This window comes from Pantoea sp. X-Soil-ISGK-355 (assembly GCF_059730805.1).
The window spans coordinates 2,069,257-2,095,531 of sequence record NZ_AP035971.1 but is presented as its reverse complement, the minus strand read 5'-3'; the positions used below and the strand labels follow the sequence as shown (position 1 = coordinate 2,095,531).

The window sequence follows — 26,275 nt, the reverse complement described above, 5'->3', positions numbered from 1 at the left end:
CCGGCTGCGGATCAGGCGGCCTGATGGCTCTGACCGGCTAACTCTTCCAGCAGGGCGTGGTTTTCAATAGTGATGTATTTCCCTTTCACCGCCAGCATACCGGACTTCTGAAAACGACCCAGCAGGCGACTGATGGTTTCAACCGTCAGGCCCAGGTAATTACCAATGTCACCACGCGTCATGGTGAGGCGGAATTCACGCTGAGAAAAACCGCGCTGGCCGAAACGACGGGAAAGGTTCCAGATAAACGCCGCCAGGCGCTCTTCGGCATTTTTCTTCGACAGCAGCAGGATCATATCCTGATCGCCTTTGATTTCACCGCTCATCAGACGCATCATCTGCTGACGCAGGGCAGGCATTTTTCCTGACAGGTCATCCAGGGTTTCAAACGGGATTTCACAGACCATTGCAGTTTCCAGCGCCTGCGCAAAGCTGGGATGGCTGGAACCCATGATGGCATCAAAGCCGACTAAATCGCCCGCCAGATGGAAACCGGTGATTTGCTCATCACCCTGCTCGGTAATGGTGTAACTTTTGATCGTGCCGGAACGAATCGCATACAGAGATTTCAGTTCGTCGCCTGCTTTGAAAAGGGTTTGCCCTTTCTGAATTGGTTTTTTACGCTCAATGATATTGTCGAGCTGATCCAGCTCATGTTCATTTAACGTGAAGGGGATGCAGAGCTGACTGATGCTGCAATCCTGGCAGTGAATGGCACAACCGCCCGACTGAATACGACGAATGCTGCGTTTTTCAGGGATCATAATGGTTTGCTCGACGATTATTGACTGGTGTCAATTTTAACATTTTTTGTGCTGAAGGGAACTCATCCGAGCAGTTTTACACCCACAAACATTATGGATGAAGCACACATCGATAAACGCTGATGTGACGGGCTTCTCAGAATGCCGTTACCGTTAACTGTCACGAAAAGTTTCCGCTTTTGTGATCTGTTACCCATATCTTCATCAGCGGCAACATGGATAAAAGCGGGGTAGCCCGGCGATTGCAGCTTTTGCTACGCTAACTGCTTAAGCCTGTTTTGTAGGTTCCATCAATTTTAATCAGGTGTGAGAAAACCATGAACCTTGATGACAACGATCTCTTTCGGGATGCCATGGGCGATGTCACGCCGTTAAAAGACACCACCACAACGTTATGGCTTAAGTCGCCCTCGACTAAAGCGCCCCGTAAACCGCCAGGAGAGAAGGAGCAGGAGAATTTCCTGACACGGGGTTATCTGGAGATTATCCCGCTTAACACACCGCTGGAGTATAAAGCCGACGGCATACAGCAGGGTATTCTGGATAAGCTGCGTCGGGGTGAGTACAAACTGGATGCCAGTCTCAACCTGTTGCGGCAACCAGTGGAGACCTGCCGTCAGGCGCTGTTTAACTTTATGATGCAGGCGCAAAAGCAGGACTTACGGAATCTGCTTATCATTCATGGCAAGGGCCGTGATGACGAATCCCATGCCAATATTGTGCGCAGCTATCTGGCGCGCTGGTTACAGCAGTTTGATGACGTGCAGACTTACTGCGTGGCCCAGACCCGCCATGGCGGAGCCGGGGCGCTCTATGTGGGACTGCGGAAGACCGATAAGGCGCGCCTTGAAAACCGCGAACGGCATGCGAAACGCAGCCGCTAGCTGTGAAACTTACGGATGGTGGACATTAACACTTCAGCACTCAGGCTCAGCTCTGCGCCGGTACGGGTAATGATGCCCACTGGCTCGCCTGGCCCGGAGGAGTTGATTGGCAGCGCACAGACCGCGTTATGGCTGAGGTCCTCTTTAATCGCGCCGGACGGCACGAACCAGATGTAGTCGTAGCGAAGCGCCAGCTGGCGCGCCAGTGAAGTCGACGACGTTTCAATGCAATGGGGTGGCAGCGTGCAGCCCTGTTCATCAAGCATCTGCTGCGCAATCCGGCGCGGTGCGGTGCCTTCCGGGGAAATCACCACGGGCCACTGCATTGCCCTCGACAGCGTGACATTGTCACTCAATAATGGGTGTTCGGGCCTGACCACCAGCTTCAGTGACTCCAGAAACAGCAGTTCGTAAGTCAGCCCGGTCATCATATCGCTGTCCGCCATCCGGCCAATACCGATGTCAAACTCGCCGCCGCGCAATCCCGCCAGTAACACATTGTTATGCAGCGTCGCCACCTGGATAGTGGTGTTAGGCTGCAGCTGATGAAAACGATCAAGGATGCGGGGCAGCATGCCCATCGCAGCAGTAGTCAGCGCGCCCAGCCGGATAATCACTGGGGCATCGCCCGACTGCTCATTAAAGCTCTGTCCGGCATGATTCAGCGCATCAAGCACCCGCACTGCATGCGTCAGAAACTGTTCTCCCATCGTGGTGAGCTGGGCACCCAGGCGACCCCGCTCAAACAGACGAACGCCTGTCAGCTCTTCCAGCTCATTCAGGGTTTTGGACAGAGCAGGCTGACTCAGGCTCAGCGTCTCTGCTGCCCGGCCCAGTGTGCCTTGCTGCGCGACAGCAACAAAGGTATGTAGATGGCGCAAGCGAATGCGCTGATTGAAAAGGATATTTTTTTCCATACCTTAAACTTAATGAGAATGACCGCTTACAGGCAACTGTTTAAAATGAATTCTGTTAACTTTGCTGCAAATTTATTTTAACAAGCGTGGCAGAATGGCTACTTAATCCGCTAACTCTCTGATTAAGAAGCGCTCATCTCATATTGTCACAGACGCACTGGTTTCTGAGACTACGATATATCAAGAGCTTAACGGCTTAAAGTTGAATAATTCTCACTATCATATAAAAATCTGACCGCTTAAGGTTAACGATGGGCTATCATAAACGCCGTTTTTTTTACTTAATCTGATGCCAGATTGCGCTATTGCCAGGGAGTGTTCATTGACCAGCATCGGGGCGGTAGATGTCCGCCAGCTTATCAACCAGCAGAGCCTGAGCCACTGGCAAAAACGGCTCATTGCGCTCTGTTTTATTGTGGTGGCACTCGATGGCATGGACATTGCGATCATGGGATTTATTGCGCCAACACTTAAAGCTGCATGGGGCGTCACCAATCACCAGCTCGGGGTTGTCATCAGCGCAGCATTGATCGGGCTGGCGCTGGGAGCCATGGTCGCGGGCCCGCTGGCTGACCGCTATGGCCGACGTATGATGATTATCCTCAGCGTTTTCTTTTTTGGTCTCTGGACACTGGCAACAGCGCTGTCTCAGAACATCGAGCAGATGATGCTTTTCCGCTTCCTGACCGGTCTGGGACTGGGTGCGGCAATGCCCAACGTCGGTACGCTGGTGGCGGAATATGCGCCTGAACGGAGACGGGCCTTTATTATCACTGTGGTGTTCTGCGGTTTTACCTTTGGTGCCGCCAGTGGTGGATTTGCCGCATCCTGGCTATTACCGCGTTATAACTGGCACTCTGTGTTGCTGCTGGGTGGCATTCTGCCGCTGCTGGTGTTGCCATTCCTGTTCCGCGGCCTGCCGGAGTCAGTGCGGTTTCTTATCAGTCGTGGCGCACCCGCTGCCCGCATTCACGCCATCCTCGAACGGATGATGCCGGGAAAAACGGCGCCTGATTGCGCATTTCACGCGCCTGAAGCGACATTGCCGGCAGGCGGCGCGATTAGCACCGTCCTGTCGCGCCGCTATCTGTTTGGCAGCACAATGCTGTGGGGGGGCTATTTCATGGGACTGTTCATGGTCTACCTGATTGGCAGCTGGCTGCCATCTCTGGTGAATACCCTGGGTATGTCAGTGACCGAAGCGGCGATCATCACCGCCATGTATCAGGCAGGCGGAACGCTGGGCTCACTCTTTGCGGGCTGGATGATGGATCGCTTCAATGCCAATCTGGCCCTGGCGGCCATCTACGGCTGCGGCGGACTGTTTATTGTGGCGCTTGGCTTTTCGCCCGCCGAAGTCGGCATAATGAGCGCGATCGCCTTTTGCAGTGGCTTCTGTTTTAACGGTGCTAATACCGGGATGAATGCCTTATCCGCCAGCTACTATCCTACACACGCTCGCGCCACCGGCTCCAGCTGGATGCATGGCGTGGGGCGCATCGGCGCAATTCTGAGCGCCTTCGTCGGCGCAGAGATGATGTCACTCGGCTGGTCTTTCAGCGTGATATTTTTGCTGCTGGCGATACCCGCTGTGATCACTACCCTGATGCTGCTGTTAAAAAACCGCTACGGCTTTAAGCCGATCACAGATTCGTGATTTTTTCCACTGAGGCCAGCGCGTTGCATTACATTAGCAGCAACGCTCATGGTGTCAGGTGGATAAGATGGACAAGTTTATCAGTGCGGATCTCATCCGCACCCGTTTCTCTCAGGCGATGTCAGCAATGTACCAGCAGGAGGTGCCGCAGTATGGCACGCTGATGCAACTGGTCGCCACCGTCAACGAGCGCTCGCTGGAAGCCGATATCGCGCTGAAAGATCGTCTCACGGCCGCCGATGAAATTGACCGACTCAGCCTTGAACGACACGGCGCAATCCGTGTGGGCACGGCAGACGAATTAGCCACGCTGCGGCAGCTGTTTGCGGTGATGGGGATGTATCCGGTTGGCTATTACGATCTCTCTCAGGCGGGTGTGCCGGTGCACTCTACGGCGTTCCGGCCGGTCACCGATGCGGCGCTGCGGCGCAATCCTTTCCGGGTCTTTACCTCGCTGTTACGTCCTGAACTGATCGACGATCCCGCGCTGCGCGAAAAGACGGCGGAGATTCTGGCCGCACGCGACATATTCACTTCCCGTTGCCGGGCGCTGCTGCAATTGCATGAGCAGCAGGGCGGATTAACTGACGTTCAGGCTACCGAGTTTGTTACCGAAGCACTGGAAACCTTCCGCTGGCACGCCCACAGTAGCGTGGACAGTCAGACCTATCAGGCGCTGAACCAGCAGCATCGATTGATCGCAGATGTCGTCTGCTTTCCCGGCTGCCACATCAACCATCTCACCCCGCGCACGCTCGATATTGACCGCGTTCAGCAACTGATGCCATCGCGCGGCATCGATCCGAAAACGCTGATCGAAGGACCGCCGCGTCGTCAGGTGCCGATTCTGCTGCGTCAGACCAGCTTCAAAGCGCTGGAAGAGCCGATCATCTTTAAGGACGGGCATCAGGGCACCCATACAGCGCGCTTCGGTGAAATTGAGCAGCGCGGCGCGGCGCTGACGCCTGCAGGTCGTGCGCTCTACGATCGGCTGCTCAGCGAGGCGGGGAGTGGTCAGGACAATCAGCAGCACCAGCAACATCTGGCGGCCATATTCCGCGACTTTCCCGACGACGAGACCACGCTACGCCAGCAGGGGCTGGCCTGGTTCCACTATCGCCTGAGTGAAAAGGGCGTTGCCACGCCGCCGGACAAGGGTGAAGTGCTTGAGGATCTGATCAGGGAGGGGCGTGTACTGGCAGACCCGATCGTCTATGAAGATTTTCTGCCCGTCAGCGCGGCGGGAATTTTTCAGTCCAACCTCGGCGATCGGGCGCAGGTCCGTTCAGCGGGACAGGCGAGCCGGCAGACGTTTGAAGCAGCGCTGGGCTCTGCGGTGCTGGATGAGATGGTGTTATACGAAGAGCGCCAGCAGCGCTCGCTGGCACAGTGCGGAGTACGGCCGTCCTGATGTTATCCTCGGGCAACACCTCCGTTGCCCGTAACAGCTTAACTAATCCGGATATTAAAGCTCTGCTCCTGAAGCAGAGCAACAGGGAAACAGACTGATCTCATTAAAGAAAAATTACCCTTTACCGGCCAGCGCAGATTTCGCGGCGTAAGTATCTTAATCGGTTAGCATTCTGACTACTTAACGATGTTAAAAACTGCACAGAATCACAGCCGGTCACCGCTTTCAGGCGATATGGCACGGTACTCATCCTGGGTAAAAGGATAAACAATGCTAAACCCTGACTGAGACAGTAGCTCTGAACCTGTTGATGAGCATATTCACGCCCGCCTCTGATGTTTCGGCATAATCTGCAAATCCCCTCCATACCTGGACAATGGTGGCGGGCCTGCAAATAATGGAGGAACGTCTGAACAGGGAAACGGGAATGAAAAACGAAACAGGTCTGAGGATCATGACGGCCGAGGGGGAGTTGCGTGGATGCATGGACGATGACCTTTTCGTATTCAAAGGCATACCTTATGCGGCGGCTCCGGTTGGCGCGCTGCGCTGGCGTCCACCACAGCCGGTCACGCCCTGGCATCAGATGCGCGATGCCACCGCATTTGGGGCTTCTGGCTGGCAAAATCGCACATACTGTCAGGCGGTGGGCGGTGGCGATCCCGGTGAGTTTAGTGAAGATTGCCTCTACCTGAATGTCTGGACACCCGATGTGGCGCCGTCAAAGCCGCTGCCGGTAATGGTGTGGCTGCACGGTGGGGGCTTCACCATCGGTGCAGGCGGGCTGGCGCCGTACAACGGTAAGCCGCTGGCGTCACGTGGTGCAGTGGTGGTCACGCTGAATTACCGGCTGGGTCACCACGGTTTCTTCTCCCATCCTGCGCTGGATGCGGAATACCCTGCTGCGGGTAGAGTAAACAATTTTGGCCTGCTCGATCAGATTGCCGCACTGCAGTGGGTGCAGCGCAACATTCCAGCTTTTGGTGGCGATCGCCACAATGTGACGCTTTTCGGTGAATCCTCTGGCGCGCGCAGCGTGCTCTCCCACTGCTGTTCGCCGCTGGCTGAAGGGCTGTTCCATAAAGGGATCGTGCAAAGTGCCTATAGCCTGCCGGATACGCCGCTGAAAAAAGCGCGTCAGCAGGGAATAGCGGTAGCCCGCCATTTTGGTCTGCCGCCCGATGCCAGCGCGGATGACCTGCGCGCACTGCCTGCCGATGCCTTCTGGTCGCTGGAAGGGCCACTGGCGATCCCGCCGGTGCCGATTGCCGGTGATGCCGTGCTGCCTGAGCCGATGCTGAAAACCTTTATGGCAGCTAAACAGCATCGCCTGCCGCTGATGGCGGGCAGTAACAGCGATGAAGCCAGCGTGCTGGAATATTTTGGCGTGGATGCCACCGCAGTATTGCATCAGCTGCGCAATAAAAACCGGCTCACCTATCGGACGCTGAAATGGATGTATGACATCCATGACGATCAGCTGCTGGGACGTGCCGTGGCGCGTGATATGGCTTTCAGCCTGGTGCCGTGGCTGGTGATGCGGGCGCAGCACAATGCCGGCATGCCGGGCTGGCGCTACTGGTTCGATTATGTTTCTGAGCACGCTCGCGACCTTTATCCCCATGGCACCTGGCACGGTAACGAAATGCCTTATGTCCTGAACACCCTGAGTCAGATGCCGGATCCCAATGAAGCGCGGCCATTCAGTGAAGCCGATCGCGCTTTTGCGGCACGTGTCAGCGAATACTGGTTTACCTTTGCCCGTGACGCCACGGAATATAAGCATCAGCTTGAAGGCGAAGTTATCTGGCCAGCCTGGCATCCAGGCAATGACGTGACAATGTCACTTGGGGATAAGCGTATGAGCGGGTTGACTCTGAAAAGAAACTTTATGCGCGCCCGTATGCGGCTTTTCAGGCTGTTGATGACGCGTATGGTCAGGCTTTAAGCAGATGATGAAAATTAGCCTGCTAACCATTAAGTTATGCGAATGCAATTAATCTACTTATTTAATTTTAACTTTATGAATTTAAGGATTTTTTACTGATTAACTCATCGTTGACGCTGTAAATTAATAGGTAACAAAACAGTTACATTTTCACTATCTCATGCCGATAAATCTCCTATGCCCGACGCTTGCGGGTCAACGTGTATAGGATTTTGGTATGGGAATGCTCAAAAATTTTACCATTCGCGCAGTGATGCTCACTATTCTGGGCCTGTTTTGTTTACTGTGGAGCGGCGTCGGGTTGTACAGCATCCACTCGCTTGGCGCGCTCAGCGAAGGCAACAATGTTGACCGTCATCTGGTTGAGCAAATGACGGTGCTGAGCAAAGGCAACGATCAATATTTTCGTGTTATCACGCGCCTTTCCCGCGTAATGGAAAGCAAAGCAGCAGGTAAAACGCTGACTGATGAGGCCTATGCCCCTGTGCAGCAGGCGCTGGACAGCATGACTCAGCAACTGGCGCGTTTTAAACAGCTTGCACCCGGTCCGATGAATCCGGGAGTCGTCGATGGCGTAATTCAGAGCTGGCAAAAGCTGGTGGATGAGGGCGTAACGCCACAACTGCAACTGGCCCGCCAGGCCTCACCGGACCCGTATCGCCAGCAGGCGAACAATGTCACACCGCCGCTCAGTCGTGCCTTTGGCGTCAGCGCAGAGAAGTTTAACCAGGGCGCAGCCGAAAAACTGGACAAAACCCGGGTTGAAGTTGATCACCTCACCGCGATGACCAAAACGATTATTACCATCACGGTGATTATTGGCCTGCTGATTCTGCTGTTTACCGACCGCTATCTGGTGGCGATGCTGGTTCGTCCGCTGGAAAGTATTCGTACCCACTTCGCGGTGATCGCGACAGGCGATCTCAGCCAGCCGGTAGCCGATTTCGGTCGCAACTGTGTCGGTAAACTGGTGCCGCTGCTGAGCGCTATGCAGGATAGTCTGCGGGAAGCGGTCAGCGCCATTCGCAGCGGCACCGAGAACATCTCGCGCGGTGCTGCAGAGATTTCTGCCGGTAACAATGACCTCTCTTCACGTACCGAAGAGCAGGCCGCTGCGCTGGAACAGACTGCGGCCAGCATGGAGCAGTTGACGGCCACGGTGAAATTCAACGCCGATAACGCTCGTCAGGCCAGCCTGCTGGCAGAAACCGCCACCACCACGGCACAACGTGGCGGTCAGCTGGTGAGTGAAGTGGTCAGCACCATGGATGGCATCTCCGGCAGCTCGAAGAAGATCGCTGAGATTACCAACGTGATTAACGGCATTGCCTTCCAGACCAATATCCTGGCGCTGAACGCTGCGGTCGAAGCGGCACGTGCCGGCGAACAGGGGCGTGGTTTTGCGGTCGTGGCATCTGAAGTGCGTAACCTGGCACAGCGTAGCGCCAACGCCGCCAAAGAGATCGCGACGCTGATTGAAGACTCGGTGCAGCGTGTAGGGAAAGGCGCGGAGCTGGTCAGCACCACCGGCGGCACCATGAACAATATTCTGAAATCAGTGCAGGATGTGGATGCGATCATGAAACAGATTGCTTCCGCCTCGGAAGAGCAGAGCAAAGGCATCTCTCAGGTGGGTGCTGCGGTAACCGAAATGGATAGCGTGACCCAGCAGAACGCCTCACTGGTTGAAGAGGTTTCTGCCGCGGCGAGCGCACTGGCATTGCAGACAGAAGCGCTGCAGGCCTCTGTGTCGAAGTTCCGTCTCTCCAGCAACCGCCAGACCGCACCGGTCATCACGAATAAACCTGCCGCGCCGAAAGCAACCGTGCTGAATGCGCCTCAGGCTAAACCGGCGGATAACGGCGACTGGGTCACCTTCTGATCCCTGCACAGCCACGCCACCAGTTCCGCCAGGAACGGTGGCGCATCCGGCGCGGGCCGTTGCAGTAAACTGTAAACGGCTCCGGTTTTGACCTCGCCAGCGAACGGCTTAAGCAGCCTGCCGCTGGCGATATCACTCTCCACCAGATTGCTGTCGGCAATCGCCACACCAAACCCCTGAATCGCGGCACTGATCGCTAAATCCATCGTGGCAAAATGCTGATTTCGCTTCATGCTGAGCGTCACCTGCTGCGCCTGTAACCAGCACTGCCAGTCACGCGTGTCTGACGTGGGATGCAAAAAGGTCATGGCGGCCAGCGCCGCCGTCGTTTCCGGGCAGGGCTGACCAGCCGCTATCACCGGCGTCAGCGACTCGCTGAACAGGCAGATCCCGTCAGGATGCGGCTTGCCATAGATAATCGCCGCATCAAAGTTCTCAAGCTGGGCCGCATGATCCAGCGTGGTGGTCAGGGCCACATGCAGTTCAGGGCAGTGACGTTCAAGCGCCATCAGCCGCGGTACCAGCCAGCGCATAGCACAGGTCGGCGCTTTCAGGCGAAGGCTGACCTGACTGCGACGGACCTTTTCGCTGGCCTGGACCATCAGATCAAAGCCCTGGCTGAGTTCAGGCAGCAGCGCGTCACCCTGCGGGGTCAGCCGCAGCCCGCGCGCATGGCGGTCAAACAGCGTCACGCCCAGCCACTGCTCCAGCGCGGCAATCTTACGACTGACCGCGCCCTGGGTCAGGCAGAGCTCACGGGCAGCATGGGTCAGATTAAGGTGACGAGCTGTTACCAGAAAGGCGTGAATGGCATTGAGTGGCAGCGATGAGCGTGACACGGTGGACCTCAGCTATGCAATTTTGTCATGGCTATTATGACGACATTTCGCTTGCCGACTCAAGCCACAGCCCGTTGAATAACGATTTATCGCATCTGAACAGTTATGCACCTGACGGAGAAAATATGTCCCTGAAAACGCCTGTCGCTATTCACTCAAAATTGCCGGACGTCGGCACCACTATTTTCAGCGTAATTGGTCAGCTTTCGGCGCAGCATCAGGCGATTAACCTGTCGCAGGGCGCACCCAGTTTCCCCTGCGATCCGGCGCTGGTCGACTCGGTCAGCCGTGCCATGCAGGAGGGGCACAATCAGTATGCCGCTATGATGGGCTTGCCGGCCCTGCGCGAGGCACTCGCCGGCAAAGTGCAGACGCTCTATGGACAGAAATATGATGCCGCGAGTGAGGTACTGATCACCGGCAGCGCCAGTCAGGGACTCTATATGGCGATTACCGCGCTGGTTCATCAGGGCGATGAGGTGATCTTCTTTGAACCGGCGTTTGACAGCTACGCGCCGGTGGTGCGGTTACAGGGCGGTACGCCGATAGGCCTGAAGCTGCAGGTGCCGTCTTTTGCTATCGACTGGGATCAGCTGCGTGCGGCGATCACGCCGCGCACCCGGATGATCATTATTAATACGCCGCACAACCCCAGCGCGCAGGTGCTGACGCCCGACGATCTCAATCAGCTGGCGGCTCTGATTCGCAACACCGATATCGTGGTGCTCTCCGATGAGGTTTATGAACATATTCTGTTTGACGGCCGGCCGCACTGCGGCATGGCGAGGCATCCGGAGCTGGCCGCACGCAGTATCATCGTCTCCTCGTTTGGTAAAACCTTCCACGTCACCGGCTGGCGGGTAGGCTACTGTCTGGCACCGGCAGAGCTGATGACCGAACTGGTGAAGGTGCATCAGTTTATGATGTACGCCGCCGATACGCCGATGCAGGTTGGGTTCGCGCACTATCTGCAGACGCCAGAGAACTACCTGTCACTTAACGCTTTCTATCAGCAGAAGCGCGATCGGCTAATTGCTCTGATGCAGGACTCGCCGTTCCGGCTGCTACCGAGCGCCGGTTCGTTCTTTATGCTCGCCAGCTATGGACATTTCAGTGACGAACCGGACAGTGAAATGGTAAAACGTCTTATCGTCGATCACGGTGTGGCAACCATACCGCTGTCGGCGTTTTATATGGATGGCACAGACAACAAACTGATTCGTCTCTCTTTTGCGAAAGACGAGGCGACACTAGAGGCTGGCGCGGCTGCGCTATGTGCTTTTTCTCACTGAATCACGCGAGCGTGATTCAGTACGGGGAACAGGTAACCAGGACTTTTCGGGGTAAATAAATAATGAAAAAACTGAACGCGCTTTTTCTCGCTCTGGGCATGATGACAACGGTACAGGCACTGGCTCAGGATTTACGTTACGGCGTGGAGTCACAGTATCCGCCGTTTGAAAGCCGCAACGCTAAAGGTGAGCTGGAAGGCTTTGATATTGAACTGGGTAATGCCATCTGTAAGGCAGGCAACTTCAGCTGCCACTGGGTTGAGAGCAGCTTTGATGCGCTGATCCCGGCACTTCAGGCGAAAAAGTTCGACGCCATTAACTCGGCGATGAATATCACTGAAGCGCGCGCCAAAAGCATCGCGTTTACGCAGCCAATCTACCGTATTCCGACCATGTTAGTGGCGAAAAAGGGTGAAAATCTGGCCCCGACCGCCGAAGGTCTGAAAGGCAAAAGCATTGGTGTATTGCAGGGATCGATTCAGGAAACCTATGCGAAGAAGCACTGGGAGACGCAGGGCGTGACGGTGACGTCGTATCAGGATCAGAACCAGGTCTACAACGACATGGTCGCGGGCCGCCTTGATGGCACGCTGGTGATGTCTGCCGCCGGTCAGTCTGGCTTCCTCGATAAGCCACAGGGCAAAGGGTTTGGTTTTGTGGGCAAGCCCGTCGAAGATGACGCGATTCTCGGCTCAGGCATCGGCTATGGCCTGCGCAAAGATGATGCGTCGTTGAAGCAGTCGCTGGACGCGGCGATCGCCAAAGTGCAGGGCGATGGCACCCTCAAAAAGCTGGCTGAAAAATACTTCCCGGGTATTGATGTCAGCGCGAAGCCATAATCGCAATCGGGCGCGTTCTGCGCCCGATTTCCCTGCTTAACCCGCCGCCATATAACAGAGCTTTTCTGCCACCTGATAGGACTTCACAAACGACGGTATCGGCAGAAACTCGAAACGTGAATGGAAGTTATGTGCGCCGGTAAAGAAGTTCGGCGTCAGCAGCCCTTTGGCGGACAGTGCCGCGCCGTCCGTGCCGCCACGCATCGGAATCACTTTCGGCTCAATCTCCAGCGCGGCAAAGGCGCTGAAGATCAAATCTATTGCCCGGCGATCCTCACCCAGTGCATTACTGATGTTGCTGTAGATATCGCTGATCGTGATGCTGACCTCGCCGGTGGGATAGCGCGCCGCAAGATCCGCTGCCGCCTGCTGCAACTGCTGCTTACGGGCTGCGAAGCTTGTCAGATCAAAATCACGGATTGAAGCCTTCAGCGTCGCCTTGCTGGCGTTGGCCTGAATCTCATTAAACCAGATGTAACCTTCGCGGCCTTCGGTGTGCTCCGGTGTCTGCTGACGATCAAACAGGCTGATGTAGTCATGCGCCATCAACAGCGGATTGACCAGCACGCCTTTGCCCGACATCGGATGTGCCGGCACACCGGTAAACACAATCTCTGCCGCGGCACCATTAAAGTTCTCGTACACCACTTCGCCCAGTTCGCAGCAGTCGATGGTCCAGGCAAAATCGACATTAAAGCGCGTTTCCAGATCCAGAGCTTTCGCACCGCGCAGGCCAATCTCTTCATCCGGCACAAAGGCCACCACGATATCGCCATGATCGCCTTTGAGGTTCGCCAACAGCGTCATCACCACGGTGACCGCCGCTTTATTGTCTGCGCCCAGCACGCTGGTGCCATCGCTAAAGATCACCTGCTGGCCGACGTAAGGCGCGATCTCCGGATGCTCATCGCGGCGCAGCCAGATATCCTGCTCTGCATTCAGACAGAGATCGTCACCCTGCCAGGTGAGAATCTGCGGGTGGATATCGGGCGACAAACCGACATCAACGGTGTCGATGTGCGTAATAAACCCGATGCGCGGTGCGTCTGGACGGTTGCCACGTTTCACCGCGGTCACCGTAGCATGTTTATCAAGCACCACCTCATCCAGCCCCAGCGCTCGCAGCTCGTCCGCCAGCAGTTCCGCCATGGCGTGCTGGCTCGGCGTACTCGGCAGAGTCGTGGATTTGGCATCGCTCTGACTGCTGACGGCGAGGTAACGGAAAAAACGTTCGGTGAGTTGCGACTCAAGTTTGTCTGTCATCACTATTCCTTATTAGTCAGCCATGGGCGGGGTTCGCTATGGTGCCGAATCGTGCTATCAATGAAGCATCTGAATGATTCATTTAGATATTGTGATCACCGGAAGTCAATACAAAGCGAGGATGATAATGAAAATCAAGATAGCCACCTTAGCGCTTGTTACGGCTGGGATAGCGCTGGCTGGCAGCGTTAACGCCAAAACGCTGGTCTACTGTTCTGAGGGATCGCCAGAGAATTTTAACCCTCAGCTCTATACCTCCGGAACCAGTGTTGACGCCAGTGCGGTGCCGGTCTTTAACCGGCTGGTGGACTTTACGCCTGGCACCACCGACCTGGTGCCCAGCCTGGCAGAACGCTGGGAGATCAGCCCGGATGGCACCGTCTACACTTTCCATCTGCGCAAAAACGTGAAGTTCCAGAGCAACAAACAGTTCAAACCCAGCCGCGACTTTAACGCCGATGATGTGATCTTCTCGTTTATGCGCCAGATGGACCCGAAAAATCCCTACCATAACGTCTCTGGCGGCACCTATTCCAACTTCGAAAGCCTCGAACTCTCCACGCTGATTAAAAGTATCGACCGGGTTGATAACCACACCGTGCGCTTTACGCTCGCCCATCCTGAAGCGCCGTTCCTTGCCGATCTCGCGTGGTATTTCGCCTCAATCCACTCGGCTGAATACGCAGATGCCATGCTGAAAGCGGGGACGCCGGAGAAGGTCGATATGAACCCGATCGGCACCGGCCCGTTTGAGCTGGTGCAGTACCAGAAAGATTCCCGCATCCTCTACAAAGCGTTCCCGGACTACTGGCAGGGTAAGGCGAAGCTTGATCGACTGGTGTTCAGCATCACGCCGGATGCCTCTGTGCGCTATGCCAAGCTGGAGAAGAACGAGTGCCAGGTGATGCCATTCCCGAATCCCGCCGATCTCGACAAAATGCGCGCCAATCCGGATATCACCCTGGAACAGAAGGCGGGTCTGAACACCGGCTTCCTGGCATTCAACACTACCAAAGCGCCAACCGACAACGTTAAAGTGCGGCAGGCGCTGGCAATGGCGATCAACAAACTGGCGATCATCGAGGCGATATTTAAAGGCACCGGCACGGTCGCGAAAAATATCCTGCCACCAGGCGTCTGGAGTGCGGACAAAGATCTGAAAGATTACGACTACGATCCAGAAAAGGCCAAAGCGTTACTGCAACAGGCGGGTGTGAAACCGGGCACCGAGATTGCACTCTGGGCGATGCCGGTTCAGCGGCCTTACAATCCGAATGCACGCCGCATGGCGGAGATGATTCAGTCGGACTGGGCCAAAGTTGGCATCAAAGCCAGTATCGTCAGCTATGAGTGGGGCGAGTACCTGAAACGCGTTCGCAGCGGCGAGCATCAGGCGGCGCTGATGGGCTGGACCACCGCGACCGGCGATCCGGATAACTTCTTTGGCCCGCTCTACAGCTGCACCTCTGCACAGGGTGGTTCCAACTCCTCAAAATGGTGCTATCAGCCGTTCGAGAAGTTAATCACCGAAGCCCGTGCTGAGCCGGATCAGGGCAAACGTACTGCGCTCTATCTGCAGGCGCAGCAGATGATGCATGACCAGATGCCCGCCGTAATGATTGCACACTCCACCATCTTTGAGCCGGTGCGCAAATCGGTCAGCGGCTATCAGGTCGACCCGTTCGGCAAACACATCTTCTATCAGGTTGATATTAAGCAGTAACCCGTAGCAGTTAACTTCAATGGCCCGCACATCAGTGGGCCATTGCAACTGCTGACAAACTCACATGAGTTTGATTCTAACCGCAACAAATAAGCTGAATGCGAAGGGAACACGAGCAGAGGAGGAACGCGTCCCGCGCCATGGACAAAAACGCCAGGCGTTTTTGAACAACGCAACGCGTTGGCCCGGGTACGGGCGCACCTCAGGGATGAGGTGCGTACTAAAAACGCCGGGAGCGTTTTTGAACAATGCAACGCGTTGGCCCGGCAACGGGCGCACCTCAGGGATGAGGTGCGTACTAAAAACGCCGGGAGCGTTTTTGAACAACGCAACGCGTTGGCCCGGCAACGGGCGCACCTCAGGGATGAGGTGCGTAATCGCGCGGGCCGGGCATGCCATGGATGGCGGCTGTTGCGACTTTCCGGTCTGGTCGTATTCCCTTAGCCGGCACCGTCTCACAGCGAATCGGCGCAGATCTTAAATACCATTCAAAATACCCACGCTAGTGTACCCCTTATCCCATCCTCACCTGCTGATCCATCTCAGTCAGCCGATGCTGCAAAAACTGCAAAAACAGCGTCAGAGCCGCATTGCGCTGACGTCCCGACACTGTCTGAAGCTGCAGCGTGCGTTGACTCAGTTGGTCCACCCCCATCGATCGCAACACCAGATTTCGGGACTCGCGCTCAAACAACAGGGTAAACGCGCTACAGATGGTCACCGCCTGCGGCGTATGCAGCAAAAAGTGATAAAGCGTAGCGAAATAGTCGCAGGTCAATACCGGTTCAACCACGGAGTCATTCATCTGACAGGAGAGATCAAACAGCTGCCGCACGGTCGTGTGATGGCCCGGCAGCGCCAGCGGCCAGCGATGCAGATCGCCCAGTGTTACCTCACGTGACGCCAGCGGATGTGACTCATGCATCGCCAGTAACACCGGGGCAGGCCACGAGCCAAGCACCTCAACGCTGCGCTCAGGCTGGAGACTGAATTGCAGCGCCACATCGCATTCACCCGCCCTGACACATGCCGCCACGCCCTGGGAGTGCGTCACAATAATCGCAAACAGTGCGCCGGGATTCGCCAGTCGAAACTCCGCCAGCAGGCCAGGCAACAGACTAAACGCCATGCCATCCGTGCAGGCGATACGGATCAGGCTGCGGCGTACCGCTTTCAAGCCCTTAATCTCCGCAAGCGCATATTCCATATCAAGCTGACTTTTACGCACGTGATGCGCAAAAATCTCACCCGCCTCATTCAACACCATGCCGCGCGCATGCCGCTCAAACAGGGGCACACCAACCTGCGCTTCGAGCCGCTGAATCTGACGGCTGATCGCCGACACCGCGACAAACAGTTTCTCACTGGCGGCGCTCAGCGAGCCGCTCTCAACAACCGCCAGGAAATAGCGTATCTCGCTGCTTAACATGGTCACTCCGACAAAATGCATCATAAAAGGGCAGCATAGCCTTGCTTTAAAAGCAAAGCGCACTCGATAAATTGATAATTGTGGCAAAGGGTGAAGTTTGTCAAAGATAAAGCACGATAAAAATAACAGACAGGGCAAACATGACAGAGCAACAGGCAGTTGACCAGGCGATGCACTATTTCGATAGCGGTGAGTTTCAGAAGCTGCTGGCACGGCGTGTCGCCTGCGTGACAGAAAGCCAGCTCACCAACCGACGGACAGAGCTGGACCACTATCTGCAGCAGGAAATTGGCCCGCAACTGGCGAAGATGGGGTTTACGCTGCACCCGTTTGACAATCCGCAACCCGGCAGCCCGCCGTTTCTGATCGCCACCCGCATTGAAGATCCGCTAAAACCGACGCTGTTCTGCTATGGCCACGGCGATGTCGTGTTTGGCGACGATGAAAACTGGCGAGAAGGATTATCGCCGTGGCAACTCACAGCTGAAGGCGACCGCCTGTATGGACGGGGAAGCGCGGATAACAAAGGGCAACACTGCGTTAATTTCGCGGCGCTGGAGCAGGTGTGGCAGGCACGCGGCGGCGCGCTAGGCTTCAACTGCAAAATCCTGTTTGAAATGGGTGAGGAGATCAGCTCGCCGGGGCTGGCTGAGATCTGCCATCAACAGCAGGCGCTGTTAAAGGCCGATCTTTTTATCGCCTCGGATGGCCCGCGTCTTAATGCGCAGCGGCCAACACTGTTTCTGGGTTCGCGCGGTGCGGTGAACTTTCGTCTGACTATTCGGGCGCGTGACAACGCCTACCATTCCGGCAACTGGGGCGGATTGCTGAGCAATCCCGGTACCCAGTTGGCCAGTGCGATCGCCTGCCTGGTGAATGCGCAGGGCGTATTACAGGTTACCACGCTGAAACCGGACTCTCTGACCGACGCCGTGCGCGCCATCCTCAGTGATATTGATGTGGGCGGCAAGCCGGGCGATCCCACACTTGCTGACGGCTGGGGCGAGCCTGGTCTGACACCTGCCGAGCGGCTCTATGGCTGGAACACGCTGGAGGTGCTGGCCTTTGAAACCGGCAATCCGGCACGACCCATGAACGCGATTCCGGGCAGCGCCACAGCGGTATGTCAGCTGCGTTTTGTGGTCGGCACCGACTGGGAAAATCTTGTTGAGCATGTCGAACGTCATCTGCATCAGCACGGTTTCGATAACGTCAGCGTGGAGTTTCTGCGCGGCTCACCGGCAACACGGCTTGATCCGCAGGATCCGCTGGTGGACTGGGCGCTGGATACGCTGGCCCGTAGCAGCGGCAAAAAACCGGCACTGCTGCCCAATCTCGGCGGCTCGCTTCCCAATGAGGTCTTCGCCGACATTCTGGGACTGCCGACGCTGTGGGTGCCACATTCCTATCCCGCCTGCGGCCAGCATGGCATTAACGAACATATGCTCAACTCGATTGCACGGGAGGGTCTGGCAATCATGACCCGGCTGTTCTGGCAACTGGGAGAAGAGGGCGAACAGCTGATGACGCGCCACCATCAGTGGCGGAGAGGTGAACAATGAGCAGCATCGCGCAAAGTGCCCCGCAGGTGAAACCGAGCCTGCACAAAACGCTGTTCGCCACCTGCATCGGTAACGCGCTGGAGTGGTTCGACATTGCGGTTTATGGCTTTTTTGCCAGCTATATCGCGCACGTCTTCTTCCCGGTCAGCGATCCGTCGGTATCGCTGCTGCTGACCTTTGGTAGTTTTGGTATTTCCTTCCTGATCCGTCCGCTGGGAGCCATTGTGCTCGGCAACTATGCCGACCGGCATGGTCGCAAAAAGGCGCTGCTGCTGTCGATTAACCTGATGATGCTGGGCGGGGCGATCATTACCTTTATGCCGGGCTACGCCACCATCGGTCTGGCGGCACCGCTGCTGATCATCCTGGCGCGTCTGATTCAGGGCTTCTCTGCCGGCGGCGAATTTGGCAGTTCGACCGCCTTCCTGGTGGAGCACTTTCCTGAGCGCAAAGCCTTTATCGCCAGCTGGCAGTTCGCCACCCAGGGGGCGAGCACGCTGATGGCATCGGTTTTTGGGCTGGGGCTGACACAGTGGCTGAGCGAAAGTGAGATTCAGGCGTGGGGCTGGCGTATCCCGTTTGCTTTCGGCTTACTGATTGGGCCTCTGGGGATCTACATTCGCCGTCATGTGCAGGAACCTGCCAGCTTTGCATCGCAGAAAAAGGAAGCCGCACCGCTTAAAACGCTGTTCGGGCGGCAGAAAGCACTGATCGCGCTGGCAATTGGCGTGATGGTGATCTCGACCGCAGTCAACTACATGCTCAATTACATTCCGACCTATGCCACCAAAACGCTGCACCTGCCAGGCTCGGTCGCCTTCACCGCCACGCTGATAGCGGGGATTATCCTGACGGTGGTAACGCCCATCATGGGGTTGTGGGCGGAGCGTATTGGCCGGTTGCCGCTGATGTGGGGATCGCTGCTGTTACTGGTGGTCACCATCTATCCCGCATTTAAATGGATGGTCGATCATACCACGCCCACCACGCTGATCCTGCTGGTGGCCTGGATGGCGCTGCTGAAGTCGATCTACTTCTCGACGGTGCCGTCGGTGATGGCCGATCTCTTCCCGGCGACTACCCGCGCCAGCGGGATGGCGATCAGTTACAACGTGGCTGTAACGGTATTCGGCGGGTTTGCGCCGCTGATTTGCAGCATGCTGATTGCCGCCACCGGCAGCAGTCTGGCACCAGGCTACTACCTGATGGCAGTGGCTGTGCTGAGCGGTATCGCGCTGCTGCGCTGCAGTAAGCGGGTGTCATAGCAGAATCAGAAACGTTCTGTGGTGAGATCGAGCCTGCGCAGAAAACACGGTCAGATCGGAAAGTCGCAAAAGCCGCCATCCCTGGCATGCCCGGCCCGCGCGATTACGCACCTCATCCCTGAGGTGCGCCCGTTGCCGGGCCAACGCGTTGCGTTGTTCAAAAACGCTCCCGGCGTTTTTAGTACGCACCTCATCCCTGAGGTGCGCCCGTAGCCGGGCCAACGCGTTGCGTTGTTCAAAAACGCTCCCGGCGTTTTTAGTACGCACCTCATCCCTGAGGTGCGCCCGTTGCCGGGCCAACGCGTTGCGTTGTTCAAAAACGCTCCCGGCGTTTTTGTCCGTGGCGGGGAACACTTTCCTGCTCTGACCGTGTTCCCTGCGCGTTGAGCCTATAGGGTGCTGCCACACTCACACTGATTCAGTCTTGTCATGACTCTGTCAGGTCTGAAAATCGAGCCTGCGCTTAACTGAATTGCAGATAGGCAACATGGGTCTGCAGATACTCCTCCAGACCATGTTTTCCATCGGCTCCGCCGACACCCGACTTACGCCATCCGGCGTGAAAGCCCTGCATCGCCTCAAAGTTCTCACGATTAACATAGGTTTCGCCAAACTTAAGTTTGCGCAGCGCAATCAGGGTGGTATTGAGATTCTGCGTATAAATTGAGGAGGTCAGTCCGTACTCGCAGTCGTTGGCCAGCGCAATTGCCTCATCCAGCGTTTTAAAGGTCATTACCGGCAGCACCGGACCAAAAATCTCCTCCTGCATAATCGCCATCTCCTGACGGACATCGGTCAGCAGCGTGGGCTGGAAGAAAAAGCCTCGCTCTCCGGCACGCTTGCCGCCCAGTACTACTTTTGCGCCTGCGGCAACGGCGTCTGCCACTTTCTGCTCGACCCGATCCCGTGCGGCGGCATTAATCAGCGGTCCCATATCGATATCACTGCGTTCGGCGGGATCGCCAAACGTCACCTGCTGAAATGCGGTAGTCAGTGCGCTGATAAAACGATCGTAAATACCTTCCTGCACATAGACGCGCTCCACGCAGTTACAGACCTGGCCGCTGTTGATAACTCGTGAGCTGATAATAGATCGCACCGCGAGATCCAGGTCGGCATCCTCCATCACGATGGCGGGCGCTTTGCCGCCCAATTCCAGCGACACTTTGGTCACATTTTTAGCTGCGGCTTCCATGGTGGCGATACCTGCGCCGACGCTGCCCGTCAGGCTCACCAGCCCGACCTTAGGATTTGCCGCCAGTTCCTGTCCCACTTCCGGTCCCAGACCATAGACAATGTTGATGACGCCAGTGGGCAGACCCAGCGTCTGGATAATGTCGGCAAACAGTGCGGCATTGTTCGGCGTCAGCTCGCTGGGTTTAATCACAATCGTGTTGCCCGTGATCAGGGCTGGCGCCGCTTTGCGGGCGATCAGGAAAAAGGGAAAGTTCCACGGTAAAATCCCGGTGGTGACGCCAATCGCTTTTTTAAACAGGAAGATGTTTTCGTTGGGGCGGTCGCTGTTGATGATCTCGCCTTCATAACGGCGGGCCCACTCCGCCATGTAATCGAGGTAGTCGGCGGTAAACAGCACTTCCGTCCTGGCCAGTCCCTGGGTTTTGCCGCCTTCCGCCACGATGGTTGCCGTCAGTTCAGGCTCGCGGTTGCGGATGGCGCCGGCGATTTTGTGCAGCCAGACGCCGCGCTCTGCCGCAGGCAGCGCTTCCCACGCCGGCTGAGCGGCTTCGGCGGCATTGATCGCAAGGCTGGCATCCTGACGGGTGCCCTGGGGTATGCGTGACAGCAACGCTTCAGTGGCCGGATTGGTGACTTCAATCCACTGGTCACCCTGATGGGCGACAAACTCGCCATTAATGTAATGTTGATGATGTGTTGTCATTCGCTTAGCTCTCCGCTATCGATACGTTGCAGTAATGTGATAGCAGGGTGAAACAGATCGCTAAACGTGACCTTTAGCTTATTGCCAGCCTGGTGGTCCGGATGGCAGCCAATCACAGATATCGGTGAGTTATGCGGCAAAAACGTCAATCTGTTGTAGATTTAAAGGAGTGAAATCGTGAAAAAGGGGTTAAATCATGGCAAGCGGATGGGCGGCAGAAGGCGCAGTACAGGAACAGATTGATAGCACCGTTAACGACGGGATTGAGCGGGTCAGACAATCGCTCGGGCAGGGCGAAAGCGCCACCGAATGTGAACTCTGCGGCGAACCGATTCCCGAAGCGCGCCGTCAGGCACTCAAAGGGGTACATTACTGCGTGGCGTGTCAGGAAAAAATCGACAAACAGCAGCAGACCAGCAGCTTATATAACCGTCGGGGCAGTAAAGACAGTCAGCTGCGCTAACTCTCAGGAGCCTGGCATCGCCAGGCCGCTGCCAATAAACCACGCCAGAAAGCCCACGCCCGCCACGATGATGGCGATCGGAAACAGAATTCCAATTCTCATATTCAACCTGCTGCAAACAGCGATTTCAGGGAGCGCGATCTTATCATGAGATCTGGAGGACTGCGCGGTGGGTTTTCAGCAGGGTGAAAAGCTGGAACTGCGTTGCCTCGTTCTCCTCACGCAGCACCTCGCCTTTTTTATAAATAATATGATGTACATGGCCGAGCTGACGCCAGACCACAATCGCCGAGGTGATAAGGGCGCAATGTTGCTCCGCCTGCACACACTCAATGGTGGCATAGTGCGTTTCATCCAGACCATTCACAAACACCTTTATCGCATCTGCAGGTAATATCGCCCGGAGATCATCCAGCATCACCCGGCTGACTGACTGCGAAAGAAACAGTGTTAACCACTTCGTTGTCATCCCAATCCCTGATCCAATCAATTTGCCCCAGTTTATACGACCTTCTCTGCGGTAAAGAAGGCTTCTTTGCCCTTTTGCCACCATACCAGTTTAAATGGCAGTCAGTTTAAAAGTGTGCTGCGCCACACAGCAAAATGATAAAAAAGTCAGAATAATAAGATACTTAACATATTCATTGTCCGGTTATCTGACAACGTTGAAATTGTGATCCTTAACGTTGATAACGGGTAAATATTGCCACTTCGCTGCGGCTTCCGGCATTTATCCAAAGGCTGAGGAATTCCTGCAAAACGTAGACTGCATGCTGAACGGAAGCTGACAGGTTTCCGACAGGCCTCAACCTAACCGGGGAATAACAATGAACAGCGCCATTATTGCAGGTATATTCTGGCATTTTGTCGGTGCTGCCAGCGCCGCATGTTTTTACGCGCCTTTTAAACAGGTGAAAAGATGGTCATGGGAAACCATGTGGTCAATTGGTGGCCTGATGTCGTGGCTGATCCTGCCGTGGGCGGTGAGTGCCATTTTACTGCCAGACTTTATGACCTATTACAGCAGTTTCACGCTGTCGCAACTGACGCCGGTCTTTCTGTTTGGCGCGATGTGGGGCATTGGCAATATTAACTACGGCCTGACCATGCGTTACCTCGGCATGTCGATGGGAATCGGTATCGCAATTGGCATTACCCTGGTGGTCGGCACGCTGATGACGCCACTCCTGCAGGGCCGTTTTGGCGAACTGTTCGCCTCGGCGGGGGGCCGGTTAACCCTGCTGGGCGTGCTGGTGGCGCTGATTGGCGTTGGGATTGTGACACGTGCCGGGCTATTAAAGGAGCGGGCGCTGGGAATAAACGCCGAAGAGTTTAATCTCAGAAAAGGACTGCTGCTGGCGGTAATGTGCGGCATTTTCTCAGCGGGTATGTCCTTTGCGATGGATGCGGCGAAACCGATGCATCAGGCCGCCGCTAATCTGGGCATCGATCCGCTTTATGTGGCTTTACCCAGCTACGTCATTATCATGGGCGGCGGTGCACTGGTGAATCTGGCCTTCTGTTTCTGGCGGCTGGCCACCCGGCCTGAGCTGTCGGTACGTAAAGATTTCTCTGTCGGGAAGTCGCTGCTGATTGCCAATACCGCTTTTGCGGTGCTCGGCGGCACCATGTGGTATCTGCAGATCTTCTTTTACGCCTGGGGCCACGCCAGAATCCCGGCGCAGTATGACTACGTCAGCTGGATGTTGCACATGAGCCTTTACGTTCTGTGTGGTGGCCTGGTGGGCCTGCTGATGAAAGAGTGGAAGTCAGCAGGGCGTCGCCCGGTGAGCGTGTTATCGATCGGTTGTGTGGTGATCATCATTGCCGCTAACATCGTCGGGCTGGGTATGGCGGCCTGATTGCGAAGAGTAATGCTGTCTTTATGCAGGAAGGGCCTGAATAACAGGCCCTTAGCGTTAGCAAAGATGCGGTCAGATCGTGCGCGCTCAGGGAACACGATCAGATCGGAAAGACGCAAAAGCCGCCATCCATGGCATGCTCTACCCGCACAATTACGCACCTCATCCCTGAGGTGCGCCCGTTACCGGGCCAACGCTCTGCGTTGTTCAAAAACGCTCCCGGCGTTTTTAATACGCACCTCATCCCTGAGGTGCGCCCGTTACCGGGCCAGCGCTCTGCGTTGTTCAAAAACGCTCCCGGCGTTTTTAGTACGCACCTCATCCCTGAGGTGCGCCCGTTACCGGGCCAGCGCTCTGCGTTGTTCAAAAACGCCTGGCGTTTTTGTCCATGGTGCGGGACGCTTTCCTCTTCTGACCGTGTTCCCTGCGCTTTGTAGCATGTGCATTGCTGCTCATTCATTGCGGCAATCTCAGTGCGCTAAATTGTTTGCCGCAAGGGTGTTGAATGGGTCTCCAACACAGGCCCTTTTTATTCAGACTCGGCACTTTTCAAAACCTGCCGTGGCGCAATAAATCGCTGACGCCAGGCGCTGGGCGTTAAACCGGTATCACGGGTGAAGACCACCGAGAAATAGTTACTGTCATCAAAGCCGCAGCGGGCGGCAACCTCACTAATCAGGCAATCCTGAGTGCGCAGCAGATATTTTGCCTGGCAGAGCTGCAACTGGCGCAGGTAATGACCAATGGTCATTCCGGTCTGCTGACGAAAAAGCTGCCGCAGCGCCCGCTCACTGAGCTGATTCTGCTGACAAAATGCCGCCAGATCGAAGGGACGGGCAAGGGCACCCTGCAAGGCTGACATTAGCAGATCGAGCTGTTCCCCCTCCGGCAATGCCCAGGGGCGATCGGCAGCGTAACCATGGCGGCGCAGAATCAATGCCAGCTGTAAAAACAGTGCCTCAGAGAGCTGCACTGACAGCGGATCGCTTTTGCGGCTTTCACGCTCCAGCTGGCTGATAACACCACGGGCCAGTGACATGCCGCGCGTGGTCAGACGCCAGCAGCTGGGCGAGTCCGGTCCCTGTTGTGGCAGGAGCTGATTCCAGTCAAGGCTAAGGCCAAAGCGGTCACGGCAGTAGAGGATATTATCCAGCACCAGATTGTTGACGCTATCGTAGCTATGGCAGTCACTGTCGCGGATATAAAAAACATCGCCGCAGGTTATCAGCCAGGGACGATCATTGAGGACATGCAGGCCGTTACCGCGCCAGACAATCACGATTTCGCTGAATTCGTGTTGATGGGGCGGAAAGGAGGGTTGGGGCATCCTTTCGGCAACCGCCACCGGTAAACTGGCGGCGGGAAAATAGTCATCCCGACTGAGTATCAACGCCATACTTTGCTCCTTTACAACATCTGCTGGCGCTCCGCTCGCGGTGCGCAGCCAAATTCGCGCCTGAACAGGGTTGAGAAATGGTTACTGTCACCAAATCCACACTGGAAGGCGATATCGGTAATTCGCATATCACTGTGACGCAGCAGATGACGAGCCTGTAACAGCCGCAAACGGTTCAGATAGCGCTGCGGCGTACTGCCGGTTTGCTGTTTCATCTGCCGATGCAGGGTTCGCAGTGACAGGGAGAAGCGATCAGCCAGCTCCTCCCAGACAATCTCGTCACTGTAATGGTCGCCGAGCCAGTCGAGCAGGCGATGCAACCGTGCCTCCTGATCCTGACTCTGCCCGTCAATACAGGCTTCACGCAGCAGCACCAGCAACTGTAAAAAGAGCTGTTCCTGGTGCGCCTGTTTCTCCAGCGACCAGGTATCGTCCTGCTGCATTTTCGCTGTCACGCTCAGCGCCTGCGCCATTACTTTATGATTGATACGCCAGTGAGAGGTATATTGCCCGTCCTGATCGCAGGGCAACAAAGCCTGCAGCCCGGAGAGAAAGCGAAACGCGCCGGGACTGCGATAAAGCACATTGGTCAGGCAAAGATTGTCGGTCTGCTCATAGAGATGACGATCGTGATCGCGCACAAAGCAGACACAGCCCGCACATAGCGTCTGCGGCTGACCATTAAACACATGAATGCCGGAGCCTTGCTCCACCAGTACAATCTCATGAAAATCATGATGATGTTCCGGAAAAGCTGCCTGCGGTATGCGGGGTTCAATCGCTATCGCGTAATCGCCTTCGGGAAAAAAATCTGCACTGTGCAATATGGTCATCGTCGTCTCTCGCTGCTTAACAAAACCGTAACGCAGTCTAATCAGGACGCTGTTACCTTACCTTGAATTTTCAGCTGGACTCAGCAGGAATCATGCTGATTTTTCAAGAAATCCCTGGCAGTTAACAGATTTGCGGCAGGGGTCAC

At 55.9% G+C, this 26,275-nt stretch carries 22 protein-coding genes; 12 read left to right on the top strand and 10 right to left on the bottom strand.

The window, feature by feature from the left end; translation table 11 throughout:
• Positions 1–11 precede the first annotated feature (11 nt).
• Positions 12–764, bottom strand: a complete 753-nt coding sequence (gene fnr, locus AC6I8J_RS09690; protein WP_010244686.1) for a fumarate/nitrate reduction transcriptional regulator Fnr — start codon at positions 762–764, stop codon at positions 12–14.
• 317 nt (positions 765–1,081) lie between these two features.
• On the opposite strand from fnr, the gene smrA reads away from it, so the two are divergent.
• The gene (gene smrA / locus AC6I8J_RS09685) at positions 1,082–1,648 is read left to right on the top strand and encodes a DNA endonuclease SmrA (RefSeq protein ID WP_260058252.1); all 567 of its coding nucleotides are present in this window, start codon (positions 1,082–1,084) and stop codon (positions 1,646–1,648) included.
• Here the strand turns inward: smrA and AC6I8J_RS09680 are convergent.
• Complete coding sequence (locus AC6I8J_RS09680; protein WP_161735160.1) at positions 1,645–2,565, bottom strand: LysR substrate-binding domain-containing protein; 921 nt, start codon at positions 2,563–2,565, stop codon at positions 1,645–1,647. The two genes, smrA and AC6I8J_RS09680, sit on opposite strands and share 4 nt — an antisense overlap.
• 322 nt (positions 2,566–2,887) lie before the next feature.
• Between AC6I8J_RS09680 and AC6I8J_RS09675 the strand changes: the two genes are divergently transcribed.
• The 4 genes from AC6I8J_RS09675 (at position 2,888) to AC6I8J_RS09660 (ending at position 9,463) form a co-directional block, all read left to right on the top strand.
• Positions 2,888–4,222, top strand: a complete 1,335-nt coding sequence (locus AC6I8J_RS09675; protein ID WP_440829300.1) for an MFS transporter — start codon at positions 2,888–2,890, stop codon at positions 4,220–4,222.
• Positions 4,223–4,289: 67 nt separating this feature from the next.
• Complete coding sequence (hglS, locus tag AC6I8J_RS09670) at positions 4,290–5,633, top strand: 2-oxoadipate dioxygenase/decarboxylase HglS (RefSeq protein WP_161735158.1); 1,344 nt, start codon at positions 4,290–4,292, stop codon at positions 5,631–5,633.
• A gap of 427 nt (positions 5,634–6,060) precedes the next feature.
• Positions 6,061–7,581, top strand: a complete 1,521-nt coding sequence (locus tag AC6I8J_RS09665; RefSeq protein ID WP_497825317.1) for a carboxylesterase/lipase family protein — start codon at positions 6,061–6,063, stop codon at positions 7,579–7,581.
• 217 nt (positions 7,582–7,798) lie between these two features.
• Positions 7,799–9,463, top strand: a complete 1,665-nt coding sequence (locus AC6I8J_RS09660; protein WP_497825316.1) for a methyl-accepting chemotaxis protein — start codon at positions 7,799–7,801, stop codon at positions 9,461–9,463.
• Here AC6I8J_RS09660 and AC6I8J_RS09655 read toward each other — a convergent pair.
• Positions 9,421–10,302, bottom strand: coding sequence for a LysR family transcriptional regulator (locus AC6I8J_RS09655; protein WP_253418684.1), 882 nt, complete (start codon positions 10,300–10,302; stop codon positions 9,421–9,423). The genes AC6I8J_RS09660 and AC6I8J_RS09655 overlap by 43 nt on opposite strands.
• Before the next feature lie 125 nt (positions 10,303–10,427).
• Here AC6I8J_RS09655 and AC6I8J_RS09650 point away from each other — a divergent pair, with 125 nt between their 5' ends.
• Positions 10,428–11,594, top strand: a complete 1,167-nt coding sequence (locus AC6I8J_RS09650) for a methionine aminotransferase (protein ID WP_161736912.1) — start codon at positions 10,428–10,430, stop codon at positions 11,592–11,594.
• Between the two features lie 62 nt (positions 11,595–11,656).
• Positions 11,657–12,433 carry a transporter substrate-binding domain-containing protein gene (locus tag AC6I8J_RS09645; RefSeq protein WP_161736913.1) on the top strand — a complete coding sequence of 259 codons (777 nt, stop codon included), beginning with the start codon at positions 11,657–11,659 and terminating at the stop codon, positions 12,431–12,433.
• A gap of 36 nt (positions 12,434–12,469) precedes the next feature.
• Here the strand turns inward: AC6I8J_RS09645 and pepT are convergent, their stop codons facing one another.
• On the bottom strand, positions 12,470–13,696 hold the full coding sequence (pepT, locus tag AC6I8J_RS09640) for a peptidase T (protein ID WP_161736914.1): 1,227 nt from the start codon (positions 13,694–13,696) through the stop codon (positions 12,470–12,472).
• Positions 13,697–13,823: 127 nt separating this feature from the next.
• On the opposite strand from pepT, the gene AC6I8J_RS09635 reads away from it, so the two are divergent.
• Positions 13,824–15,419, top strand: coding sequence for an ABC transporter substrate-binding protein (locus AC6I8J_RS09635; protein WP_497825315.1), 1,596 nt, complete (start codon positions 13,824–13,826; stop codon positions 15,417–15,419).
• A gap of 514 nt (positions 15,420–15,933) precedes the next feature.
• Here AC6I8J_RS09635 and AC6I8J_RS09630 read toward each other — a convergent pair.
• On the bottom strand, positions 15,934–16,848 hold the full coding sequence (locus AC6I8J_RS09630; protein ID WP_497825314.1) for a LysR family transcriptional regulator: 915 nt from the start codon (positions 16,846–16,848) through the stop codon (positions 15,934–15,936).
• A gap of 140 nt (positions 16,849–16,988) precedes the next feature.
• On the opposite strand from AC6I8J_RS09630, the gene AC6I8J_RS09625 reads away from it, so the two are divergent.
• Positions 16,989–18,410 (top strand): M20 family metallopeptidase, encoded by a 1,422-nt coding sequence (locus AC6I8J_RS09625; RefSeq protein ID WP_497825313.1) that lies wholly within the window; start codon positions 16,989–16,991, stop codon positions 18,408–18,410.
• Positions 18,407–19,675, top strand: a complete 1,269-nt coding sequence (locus AC6I8J_RS09620; protein ID WP_497825312.1) for an MFS transporter — start codon at positions 18,407–18,409, stop codon at positions 19,673–19,675. The genes AC6I8J_RS09625 and AC6I8J_RS09620 overlap by 4 nt, the downstream gene beginning before the upstream one ends.
• A 463-nt stretch (positions 19,676–20,138) precedes the next feature.
• On the opposite strand, the gene aldA is transcribed toward AC6I8J_RS09620, so the two are convergent.
• A complete protein-coding gene (gene aldA, locus AC6I8J_RS09615; protein ID WP_260058239.1) occupies positions 20,139–21,575 on the bottom strand; it encodes an aldehyde dehydrogenase in 1,437 nt (478 codons plus the stop codon).
• A gap of 196 nt (positions 21,576–21,771) precedes the next feature.
• Between aldA and AC6I8J_RS09610 the strand changes: the two genes are divergently transcribed.
• A complete protein-coding gene (locus AC6I8J_RS09610; protein ID WP_098050469.1) occupies positions 21,772–22,038 on the top strand; it encodes a DksA/TraR family C4-type zinc finger protein in 267 nt (88 codons plus the stop codon).
• A 3-nt stretch (positions 22,039–22,041) separates the two neighbouring features.
• Here AC6I8J_RS09610 and AC6I8J_RS09605 read toward each other — a convergent pair whose 3' ends face one another.
• Both AC6I8J_RS09605 and AC6I8J_RS09600 read right to left on the bottom strand, forming a co-directional pair.
• Complete coding sequence (locus AC6I8J_RS09605) at positions 22,042–22,140, bottom strand: YoaK family small membrane protein (protein WP_008925225.1); 99 nt, start codon at positions 22,138–22,140, stop codon at positions 22,042–22,044.
• A 43-nt stretch (positions 22,141–22,183) separates the two neighbouring features.
• Positions 22,184–22,507, bottom strand: a complete 324-nt coding sequence (locus tag AC6I8J_RS09600; RefSeq protein WP_497825311.1) for a hypothetical protein — start codon at positions 22,505–22,507, stop codon at positions 22,184–22,186.
• Between the two features lie 358 nt (positions 22,508–22,865).
• Between AC6I8J_RS09600 and rhaT the strand changes: the two genes are divergently transcribed.
• Positions 22,866–23,900 (top strand): L-rhamnose/proton symporter RhaT, encoded by a 1,035-nt coding sequence (rhaT, locus tag AC6I8J_RS09595; protein ID WP_497825310.1) that lies wholly within the window; start codon positions 22,866–22,868, stop codon positions 23,898–23,900.
• Between the two features lie 529 nt (positions 23,901–24,429).
• Here the strand turns inward: rhaT and rhaR are convergent.
• Together rhaR and rhaS are read right to left on the bottom strand one after the other, a co-directional pair.
• The gene (rhaR, locus tag AC6I8J_RS09590) at positions 24,430–25,296 is read right to left on the bottom strand and encodes an HTH-type transcriptional activator RhaR (RefSeq protein ID WP_161735872.1); all 867 of its coding nucleotides are present in this window, start codon (positions 25,294–25,296) and stop codon (positions 24,430–24,432) included.
• 11 nt (positions 25,297–25,307) lie between these two features.
• Entirely contained in the window at positions 25,308–26,129 is an 822-nt protein-coding gene (gene rhaS / locus AC6I8J_RS09585) for an HTH-type transcriptional activator RhaS (protein ID WP_150010171.1), read from the bottom strand.
• Positions 26,130–26,275: the final 146 nt, after the last annotated feature.